At 35.3% G+C, this 10,538-nt stretch carries 11 protein-coding genes; 8 read left to right on the forward strand and 3 right to left on the reverse strand.

From position 1 onward, the window contains the following. Positions 1-25: 25 nt before the first annotated feature. Positions 26-1,060, reverse strand: a complete 1,035-nt coding sequence (locus tag AC3WR0_RS21010) for an aldose epimerase family protein (protein WP_492554111.1) — start codon at positions 1,058-1,060, stop codon at positions 26-28. A gap of 121 nt (positions 1,061-1,181) precedes the next feature. Between AC3WR0_RS21010 and AC3WR0_RS21015 the strand changes: the two genes are divergently transcribed. From AC3WR0_RS21015 to AC3WR0_RS21040, 6 genes are all read left to right on the forward strand, one after another. Beyond that, positions 1,182-1,823, forward strand: a complete 642-nt coding sequence (locus AC3WR0_RS21015) for an Ig-like domain-containing protein (protein WP_492554112.1) — start codon at positions 1,182-1,184, stop codon at positions 1,821-1,823. A 178-nt stretch (positions 1,824-2,001) separates the two neighbouring features. Then, on the forward strand, positions 2,002-2,793 hold the full coding sequence (locus AC3WR0_RS21020; RefSeq protein WP_492554113.1) for an ABC transporter ATP-binding protein: 792 nt from the start codon (positions 2,002-2,004) through the stop codon (positions 2,791-2,793). Positions 2,794-2,959: 166 nt separating this feature from the next. Beyond that, complete coding sequence (locus AC3WR0_RS21025; protein ID WP_492554114.1) at positions 2,960-3,184, forward strand: PAS domain S-box protein; 225 nt, start codon at positions 2,960-2,962, stop codon at positions 3,182-3,184. Then, positions 3,150-5,450 carry a sensor domain-containing protein gene (locus tag AC3WR0_RS21030; protein WP_492554115.1) on the forward strand — a complete coding sequence of 767 codons (2,301 nt, stop codon included), beginning with the start codon at positions 3,150-3,152 and terminating at the stop codon, positions 5,448-5,450. The genes AC3WR0_RS21025 and AC3WR0_RS21030 overlap by 35 nt, the downstream gene beginning before the upstream one ends. 79 nt (positions 5,451-5,529) lie before the next feature. Then, the gene (locus tag AC3WR0_RS21035) at positions 5,530-6,357 is read left to right on the forward strand and encodes an SPL family radical SAM protein (protein ID WP_492554116.1); all 828 of its coding nucleotides are present in this window, start codon (positions 5,530-5,532) and stop codon (positions 6,355-6,357) included. 10 nt (positions 6,358-6,367) lie between these two features. Further along, the gene (locus AC3WR0_RS21040) at positions 6,368-6,796 is read left to right on the forward strand and encodes an ASCH domain-containing protein (protein ID WP_492554117.1); all 429 of its coding nucleotides are present in this window, start codon (positions 6,368-6,370) and stop codon (positions 6,794-6,796) included. A 67-nt stretch (positions 6,797-6,863) separates the two neighbouring features. Here AC3WR0_RS21040 and AC3WR0_RS21045 read toward each other — a convergent pair whose 3' ends face one another. Continuing rightward, positions 6,864-6,995: a hypothetical protein gene (locus AC3WR0_RS21045; RefSeq protein WP_492554118.1), complete on the reverse strand. Its 132-nt coding sequence runs from the start codon at positions 6,993-6,995 to the stop codon at positions 6,864-6,866. 179 nt (positions 6,996-7,174) lie between these two features. Here AC3WR0_RS21045 and AC3WR0_RS21050 point away from each other — a divergent pair, with 179 nt between their 5' ends. Both AC3WR0_RS21050 and AC3WR0_RS21055 read left to right on the forward strand, forming a co-directional pair. Further along, the gene (locus AC3WR0_RS21050) at positions 7,175-8,494 is read left to right on the forward strand and encodes an ATP-binding protein (protein ID WP_492554119.1); all 1,320 of its coding nucleotides are present in this window, start codon (positions 7,175-7,177) and stop codon (positions 8,492-8,494) included. A gap of 151 nt (positions 8,495-8,645) precedes the next feature. Then, entirely contained in the window at positions 8,646-9,392 is a 747-nt protein-coding gene (locus AC3WR0_RS21055) for an HAD family hydrolase (protein ID WP_492554120.1), read from the forward strand. A gap of 58 nt (positions 9,393-9,450) precedes the next feature. On the opposite strand, the gene AC3WR0_RS21060 is transcribed toward AC3WR0_RS21055, so the two are convergent. Continuing rightward, on the reverse strand, positions 9,451-9,804 hold the full coding sequence (locus AC3WR0_RS21060) for a YuzC family spore coat inner layer protein (RefSeq protein WP_492554121.1): 354 nt from the start codon (positions 9,802-9,804) through the stop codon (positions 9,451-9,453). Positions 9,805-10,538 lie beyond the last annotated feature (734 nt).

Consider the following 10,538-nt stretch of genomic DNA (forward strand, 5'->3'; position numbering starts at 1 on the left):
ATTTGATTAAAGGGGTTGAGCCTCCTTATTTCTCAGTACTAAAGGTAAACTTGGTCTGTTTTTTATATTCTTCTCCTGCTTTTAAAATTATGCTCGGAAGCTCCCTTATATCAAGGGAAGCAGGAGATGCTTGGGTTTCAAAACAAACTCCAAGGTATTTTTCGGACTTTGCTTCTGCTAACTGGAGTCCTGAAACTAAGCTATTAGAAGTATATACGACTATTCCCGGTTCATTGGATTCCACTGACATCATGCGACCGCTGTTCGGATCTTTCAAAATCACTTGGTTGGTAAGTTGATTATCAAAAGTAAAGTAATGGTCATATCCACTCTCAACTATTTTATTTTGTTCAAACTCCTCGTTAAACCCATCTCCAAGTCTGCGGCAATCTCGGAAATCAAAAGGGGTGCCTTCAACATTTAATAATTTTCCGGTAGGAATTAACTCCTCATTTAATTCAACAAATTGACTGCTGTCGATTGTCAAATAGTGATTTTTAACCGTATCTTTTAAGTTTCCGGTTAAATTAAAATAGGAATGATTAGTTAAAGCTAATACTGTTGTTTTGTCACTTCTGGCCCAATAGTTAATGATAAGCTGATTTTTATTATTCAGAGTATAGGTGACGAGTAGATCGACATTTCCAGGATAGCCTCCTTCACCATCTAAGCTGTGGTGAGCAAGCTTTAAACCTACTTCGGATACTGTTTGAAAAGGGGTAACGTTCCAAATAATTTGGTGAAATCCTTCTGGTCCGCCATGTAAGTGGTTATTTCCGTTATTTGCATGCAAGTTATAAATCTTTTCATCCAGTTGAAAGCAAGCTCCTCGAATTCGGCCAGCTACACGCCCAACAATAGTACCGAAGTAATTAGGGTTAGATTTGTATTCGCTGTAATCCTTATATCCCAATACGACATTTTCAAGATTACCTTTAATGTCTGGAACTAAAATTTTTGTAATAATTCCACCATAGTCCAAAACACTTACAGCCATTCCATTTTGGTTGGTTAGGGTATATTCCGTCCACTGTCCTAATATTTCTTTAGTCACCTTCATTAAGCTTCCACCTTCTAATTTATGTGTTTAAAATCTTTTTGAATTGCTTAGCCCTTTAAACGGGGATGGTTATTAAGGTCTTTGGTCAATAAACTTAATTAATTAATTTAATTAATCTAGTTTGAGTTTACTATTATCCCCAGGAAGGTTCAATAAGAAATCTAAAAATGATGGCAGTAAAGGATCCGTTAATGTTACATGGGATGAAGAAGCACTGAAACAGGCAATTAGCAATGGCGCAGGATCTTATGTTATTCAAGGTGTTGTTGAAGGTGGAAACACTGTATCTGCAAACCTTCAGATTAAACCAGAAAACTTCGTAAAGAACGCAGGGTTTGAAGAGGCTGATAGAAATATGTGGACAGTCACTTATCTGAACGGAACCACTCCACATACTGATTATCAAGACAAGGCTTCAGATGCTAAATCGGGAAATTATTCTCTGCATTTTTATTCAGGTGATGCTGTTAATTTCAAAGTAGAGCAGACGATTACCGGCCTGGAACCAGGATATTATAATTTATCAATGTTCGTGCAGGGCGGTGATGCTAAGAATCCTGAGATGTATCTTTATTCTAAGAACGGCGGCCAAGAGTATAAGATGAACACTTCTGTGAGTGGCTGGGTAAGTTGGAACAATCCTCAAATCAATGAAATTCTAGTAACAGATGGAATCATTACCATAGGGGCGAGAATAAAAGCGGATGGCGGTGCATGGGGAAGTTTAGATGATTTCTATTTATATAGAGTAAAAGGTTTATGATAATTGAAACATTAAGTTGAGCCCACCGTAATATTACGGTGGGTTTTTTCGACCTTTGGAGTGTGATTGGCTGCTGTAAGTTTTTCTGAAACAAAGTTTATTATTGATATAATCTCTAATTATGTAATAATTATGAATAGATAAAAAATATAAAACTTAATGAGAAAGGAGTTTCAGTATGGTTCTTCACCTTGAGAATGTCTCATTAATACGAGAAGGAAAAAGGATCTTGCAAAACATTAATTGGGAAGTTAAAAAAGGTGAGCACTGGGTGTTATTTGGATTAAATGGCGCAGGAAAGACAGCCATTCTCAACTTACTTAATGCTTACTATTTCCCAACTAAAGGCAAAGTTACGGTTCTTGGAAAAGAATTTGGAAAAACGTATCTTGGAGAGAAGCTCCGTAAGCAGATTGGTTTTGTTTCATCATCCATACAGGAAAAATTTCATCCAGGCTATAATGCTTTCGAAGTGGTATTAAGCGGTGCTTTTGCATCTATAGGTCTCTACGAAACACCAACGGATGAAATGAGAAAAAAGGCAATCTCTCTGCTTGAGGAAATGGGATGCATGGTATATGCGAATCGAAATTATGAATCTCTCTCTCAAGGTGAAAAACAGCGAATTCTAATTGCCCGTGCACTTATGGCTGATCCTGGTTTACTAATTTTTGATGAGCCAACAAATGGACTTGATTTTCTTGCCCGAGAAGAATTTTTGGAATCGGTCGAACGAATTGCAAAGAATCACAACGGACCTTCCATTATTTATGTAACCCATCATGTAGAAGAAGTTTTGCCTTTTTTTAATAAAACGATTTTATTAAAAGAAGGACAAGTTTTTGATTCTGGAGACACGAATGAGATGATAAGCAGCAAAATCCTTTCTCATTTTTTAAACGTTTCTGTCGAAGTGCTATGGAGGAATTCACGGCCTTTGCTTTCCAAGCTGCAGGAAGTAAATATTTAGAAAAAATTCCAATCCCTTTCGATATTAAAATAAAACCTTGGTAACTAAAAAGTTATCAAGGCTTTTTTGTATTAAAATTTTTTTAAATTTACCGCCAATTTTGTCGTAAATTGTAATATTATTAGTATTAATATATGTTTTTCTCCAACAGGAAGGAGATGATTTTTTGGAACCTTCAAATAAAAGAAAATTTGAGAAAATTGTTGCCGCTGATACAGATAAAATAATAGACTTGTATAATTATAAAGCTTACAAGATATTATTTGACCATCATCCTGATATTATTTTTACCATGGACCTGTGCGGTAATATTTTATCGGTTAATAAAAGGGTAGACAAATTGGGGTACCAGCCAGATGAAACAAAAAGGTACGTTTATAAATTACATTGATAAACCTAATGCTAAAGAAACGATCCTTAAATTTGAAGAGGCGATTAAAGGAAATCCTCAGATTTCCGATATTTCTCTTCTCCATAAAGAAGGAAGATATATAGATTTTAATATACATACCATCCCAATAATAGAAAATGATCAAGTGATTGGGGTATTTGGAATTGCTAAGGACACGAGTGAAATCAATAATACCTTATCACGTTTTAATTTTGCTCAGGAAGCGGCGAATGTTGGAACCTGGGAAAAGGATATTGTTACTGGAAAAGCTATCTGGTTTAAACAGGTCTTCCGAATTTTAGGGATGATTCAGGAAGGGGAACAATCGCCGGATTTTGATAAATTCCTAGACATTGTACATCCGAATGATTGTAACCGCGTACAAAAATACGTGAATCGAGCTCTTAAAGAAAATAGAAGTTATCAAATTGAATACCGTATTTTAAGAACTGATGGTCAAGAACGAATCCTATACGAAAAAGGGGATGTTGTTTTTGATGAAAAAAATAATCCAATTAAACTACTTGGTATTATTAATGATATTACCGATAGAAAGCTGGCTGAGGAAAAACTCAAAGAAAGCGAAGAGCAATCCCATAATATCTATAACAATCTTGATGTTGGTATTTGGTCCCAGGATTTAAAAACGAACAAAATGGAGTTTTTATCAAAGGGATTTGAGAAAATTTGCGGTTATACAACTGCTGAGATGATTGAGGAGTCTTTTCTTTGGGAGAATATTATTTTTGAAGAAGACTTACCACATTACGATTCCAGACAGGATGATTTTAAAAAAGGCCTTTCCTTTCATCAGCAATATCGAATTGTTCATGCTGATGGAATGATAAGATGGGTACAATCCTATACTATTCCTGTGATAGATAGTGAAGGAAAGTTAATAAAATTAAATGGAATTGTTTCTGATATTACAGATCAGAAATTAACTGAAGAAAAAATGCATTATCTAGCCCATCATGATTATCTTACTGATTTACCGAACAAGAGACTGTTTGAGCAAAAACTGACTGAACTGATTGGGAGAAATAAAAAAACAAAAGGAGAGAAATTTGCCCTTGCTTACTTAGACATTGATGGTTTTAAAAGGATTAACGATTCCATGGGACATCTGATTGGAGATGAAGTATTAAAAGGCATTGCTGAAAGGATTAAAATCCTACTCACGGAAGACCAATTTGCAGCGCGTCTTTCTGGGGATGAATTCGTCATCATTTTGTCTAACTTAACCGAATCTTCTAAACTGATTGACTTGGGAACAATGATTTTAGATTTATTTAAAAAGCCATTTTTAATAAAGGAATATGAACTTTATATTACATCAAGTATCGGTATCTCTATTTTCCCTAATGATGGATTGGATCCAGAAACACTAATCAGAAATGCAGATGCTGCACTGTACCGTGCAAAGGAATTAGGAAAAGATAACTTCCAAATTTATCAGTCTTCAAAAAAGCTAATCACACAAAAGCCTTGGCTCCTTGAACAAGATATTAGAAACGCTTTAATAAATAATGAGTTTCGAATCTTTTATCAGCCTCGATATGAAATGGCTTCGAATCGAATTGTGAGTGCTGAAGCACTAATTCGATGGGAGCATCCTAAACTGGGAATGATTTTTCCCGGTGATTTCATTCCTTTGGCTGAGGAGACAGGGTTAATAATCGATATTGGGAATTGGGTTATAAAAAATATAAGCCAGCTTATCAAAAGCTGGGAACATCACTCCTTTCGTGTGGTCCCCATTTCCATTAATTTATCTTCGAAAAGTTTTTTGAAATACAACTGGCGAAATACACTTTCCGAAATAATAGAAGAAACAGGAGTCAATCCCAAGTTCTTAGAGTTTGAAATTACAGAAACTACGATCATGAAAAATGAAAAAGTAGTCCTTAAAACAGTAGATTTTGTTAAGGACCTGGGGATTAAGCTGTCATTGGATGACTTTGGAACAGGATATTCATCCATAACACACTTAAAGAACTTTAATTTTGACTTTATAAAAATTGACAGATATTTTATTCAAAGTGCTATTATGAATGAACAGGATGCTGCACTTACGAAGTCCATCATTGATTTGGCACATGGCTTGAATATGGATGTGGTTGCAGAGGGAATCGAGACCCCTGAACAATACGAGTTAATGAAGAGATTCGGGTGTGACCAGGGGCAAGGGTACCTAATGAGTAAACCTGTTAATCTTAATGATTTTGAATGGCTATTAAACAAATCGCTTTCAAGGGAATTTTAATATGTAAATTGTGCATCTGTGCTGCAGATGCTTTTTTTCATTGGAAATTAGGGCAATAGTAAAATAGGGGGAGTTCAGGATGAAGCTGGAGCTGAAAGATATTGTTTCAAAAAGCATATTAACACCTGCTAGTGGTGCTATTGATGATTTTTCTCATTCATTAAATCCATATGCCGGATGTGTATTTGGATGTAAATATTGCTATGTGAGACAGCTGCCTGTTTCCTTATTTAGAGATCAAGAGTGGGGAACATGGGTTGATATTAAAACCAATGCTGCTGACTTATTAAAAAAAGAAATAGTAAAGGCGAAGAAGAAAGGTCCCTTAACCATATTTATGTCTTCTTCGACTGATCCCTATCAGCCACTTGAAGCAAAAACAAGGCTGACAAGAAGTTTACTTCAAGTTATGTTGGAAGACATGCCGGAATTTTTGCACGTTCAAACACGATCTCCCCTGGTAAAGAGGGATATCGATTTATTTAAGCAATTTGGGGAAAAAATAAGAATATCGATGACGATTGAAACGGATAAGGAAGAAGTGAGAAAGGCATTTTCACCATCAGCTCCGCCAATCCCAGCCAGAATGAAGTCTTTAAAAGAAATTACTGAGGCAGGCATTATGACACAGGCAACAATTGCACCCTTGCTTCCTTGCTCAAAGGATTTTCCTAAAAAGCTGAAAGAGATAGCAGGCCGAATAACCATTGACGATTTTTGGATGGGAGATGGAAGCGGAGGAAGAAGGACAGCAAAACTGGGTATACGAAAAATATATGAAGATATGGGATTGAGTAAGTGGTACAATCCCACAGCATATAAAGTAGTTTTAAGAATGATTGAGGAAGAAATTAAAGACACTTCGATTGAACTTGGTGTATCGAAAAGCGGGTTTAAACCTGATTAGGAGGCACTCAATGAAGGTTTTATCAATGATCCAGCCTTGGGCTACCCTTTTTGTTCTTAGAGAATCTAAGTTTGAAACAAGGACGTGGAGAACAAATTACCGAGGGCCGCTTGCCATCCATACAAGTAAAAAAATTGATAAAGCAGTTTGTGCCCATAAAGCCATCCAATACTTGCTTAAAAAGCATGGCTACATCATAGAGAGTCTGCCTACAGGGGTAATTATAGCGACCTGTGAGCTGGAAAATTGTTTAAGGGTAACAGAAAACAAAGAAACATGGGCAGTGCTGGAAGATGGCCAGTTTGTTTCGGATAATGATTTCTTTCTTGGAGATTACCGTGTTGGCTGTTATGCCTGGCAGGTCAAGGATATGAAAATGCTCAATGAATGTATCCCTGCCAAAGGAAAACTTGGATTATGGGAATATGAACTAAATTAGTTTTGCGGCCTCTCTAGGGAAGGCCGCCTTTTCATTAAACTTATATCGGACAAAAGCAAAGTTTCCCTTACTTTTCTGTCCTTTTTCCATTTGTCTGATTTCCAGTTGTTCTTTCATAGCTTACTTCAAGACCAGATTCCTTTGCTTTTGGGCCTTTAGCGACTTTATATTGGCTCATTTTTTTATAAACCATAGACATTCACCTCATCCTAATTTTCCTTCTTTATTTTTTGTTTAAAATACCAAGGTATGCCGTTAAATTATCCCAAATAAGTTGAAATTAACAAAACTGTCAAAAAACTCTCCATTGCTGTGACTTATAACACCACTGTAGAACTAGACGAGAGTGTATGATGTTTATATGTATACTCAGGGCTGGTGAAGAAGTTGGAAATAATAAAGCAATTGGTTCTAAATCTAGCTGTATTGTTAATTTTTATATTTTTTCTACAATTTAGGATTAATAAGGCAGGGGATCTGAAAACAAAAAGGAGGGCAATTTTTCTTTATTTTGTAATTGCGGTGTTTTTATGTATGCTGCTTTCCATTAAAAGTGGTGATAACATCCGTTTTGATTTACGTCAGGTTCCTATAATTGTTGGCACCCTTTATCTTGGTTCATGGGCAGGAGTGCCATTTTTTCTTATAACTATTATTGCAAGGGCGATTATGGGGGTTGATACAGGATTATGGGTCTGCACCTTTGTATATGGAATTCAAACAATTGCTCTTAACTACCTTCACAGTCCTTTTCTCCATTTTAAAACCTTTGGAAGGGTTGCTGTTGCCGTTCTGGTATCATTCTTTTCTTCTTTAATATTGCTGATTTTTTTGATAATCCTGGGCAAACCAGTTTCTTCATTTGAACTCTTTACAGGTTTCTTAATTATTCCCTCTCTTGGTGCAGGAATGATGTCTTATACAATTGAAAAGTGGCTGGAAATACGGGAAAGTCAGGAAAGACTTATTAATTCTGAAAAACTAGAGAGTGTTTCTCATTTAAGTTCAGCTCTTGCCCATGAAATACGAAATCCTATGACCGTGGCAAAAGGATTTATGCAACTAATTTTTTCAGATGATTTAAATAAGGAGAAAAAGAAGGAATATGCGTTAATTGCGGTTAATGAACTGAACCGGGCGGAAACTATTATTAAAGAATTTTTAAATTATGCGAAACCGAGTGTAAATCAATTTGAATATATTTATTTGGCAGAGGGAATTAAGAAGGTAATTTCCTTGGTAGAACCTCTGGCTAATAAACATACCGTACAAATTATGGCAGATTGCAATTCAAATCAATCTATCAGGGGCGATAAAGTATTAATTGAGCAATGCTTATTAAATTTATTCAAAAATGCAATTGAATCAATGGAAGATGGAGGAACTCTAACTATTTGCTTAAATAATCAGATGGATAAATTAATAATCGATATTATTGATACAGGTATCGGAATGAGTGAAGAACAGTTAAGAAAAATAGGAAAACCATTCTACAGTACAAAAGGGGATAAAGGTACCGGTTTGGGGCTTATGACAACCTTTAATATAATAAAAAGAATGAATGGGGACATTCATCTGGCAAGTAAACTGGGTGTGGGAACAACGTTCACACTTTCTTTCCCTGTTATTGACGATAAGAAGCCAATAAACACCAAACTAAATGAATCAAATGAAAATGGTATTTTACTAAAAATTTAAATTAGAAAGTCCTTTTTAGACTGTGTAAACAGTCTATTTTTATTTATAATATTTTTTAAATTCTTAAATTTTTAGAACATAATTAAAAAGAAAGAAAAAGGGGTATTAATATGTACTCACGTATTACAAAACCAAAGGGAGATATTTAGACATGGAGAAACTTACATTAATTTTTGACTTAGATGATACATTAATACACTGCAATAAATATTTTAGAGATACCATTAATCATTTTGCTGCCCAAATGAAACAGTGGTTTCCGGAGCTTACTATTCAGCAAATTAAACAAATGCAGCTGGAGATTGATATGAAAAGTATCGCAGAACACGGCCTTCATTCTTCCCGTTTTCCTGAATCCCTTGTCTCTACCTATTTATATTTTAGTGAAAAGTTTAATCAGTCGGTTGAACAATCCAAAGCAGATGAACTAAGAAGGATTGGACAAGGTGTGTTTGATATAGAAGTTCAGCCGTTTCCTCATATGTATGAAGTATTGAATACCCTGCGCCAGGACGGACATCACTTATTTATGTATACAGGCGGGGATGAAGCTAATCAAACTCGGAAGATTGTCCAATTAGAACTTGAGGCTTACTTTGGCAAACGAGTATTTATTTATGAACATAAAAATTCTGAGGCTTTAAAACAAGTTCTTCAAACTGCAAAGGCGGATCCTAAAAAGACCTGGATGATTGGAAATTCCTTAAAGACAGATATAAGACCGGCGTTGGAAAATGGTATCAATGCCATTCATATTCCTTCACCTATCGAATGGAGTTATAACAACATTAAAATTGATATAGCCCCAAAAGGAGAATTTTTAACGGTGAAATCATTGCTGGAGCTGCCTGGGATTTTTAAAACGCATAATAGCAGATATAACGAAAATGTAATTTGATGACTAACTGGGTTTCCACAGCGGAATCCAGTTTTTTATTTACTATTGAAAGATCGGGTTAATCCCCCCATTTTAAATGCATACTTAATGAACAGCAGTTTCCTCCTTTGGCATCAGAACCAATAGTTAATAAAATTCCACTGGGAGTATATTTTATAGTTATGGGCGAACTAACTCCTGTCGATTTTATTAACCGGTCAACTTCCTTTTTATTCCCCGTTTGAGCGGCAGTCATTATTTGGCGGGCAAAACCAGGGTCGGATATTCTATTAAGCATGACCACCGCTTCATTGGCGATTTTTTGCATAGTTTGGATAGAGCTTTCAAATATGCCGATTTTTAAGGGCGGGTATTGAGGGGGGAAGCGATAAAGGTAATTGGGATAATAAAGATATAGATAGTAGTGGTACATCCTTAACACCTCCATGGTTCTTCCTTTATTTTTATGCTTAGGTCTTTCATACAGTGACAAGGGAAAATAAAACATTAAATAAAATGAAATCTTGATGATAAAAATCCTTATCTTGTTTAAATTACTTATTATTAGGTATAAGAAGTGTAAGTGTCTGTTTTTACTATCTGCAGGATACAAAGGAGATTGTAGTAGATGATAGAAGGGAGGATGGTATTATCAAGAAGTATGAAGAAAAATCTGAAGATCAATTAAAACAGGAATTAGGTTCATATTTAATTGAACAACAAGGAGATCGAGTTTTATCGGATGACAATTCAAAGGACAACTTATAAAAGGAAAGGGTGATACAAGGATAAAGAGGTATTGCCCTTTCCTTTCTATGTTTCATTTCCTTCTAGAATAAAGTACTATAAATTCTATTGGAAAAAATTTTAGGTTGAAGAGCGTGTTTTAAGGTGGTAAGCTAACTTAGCTGCTTCGTTAGTGAAATGAATTTGAAAAACACTTTCTTTTCTTTTCGCAGAAGTTGACACTTACGAAAATTCGTGGTAAGATAATACATGTCGCTGATTCATTAACTTCCTTATTTTTAAGGGGTTGACGAAGTTAGCAACTTATTATAAGATAGAAAAGTTCTTTTGGAACTATCGAATATTGCTCTTTGAAAACTAAACAAACAAAGCGTGAACAAACAAACAATAACATGATGAATTTAATTCATCAGCCAACGT

It is taken from the genome of Neobacillus sp. FW104-15D2, from assembly GCF_058790155.1.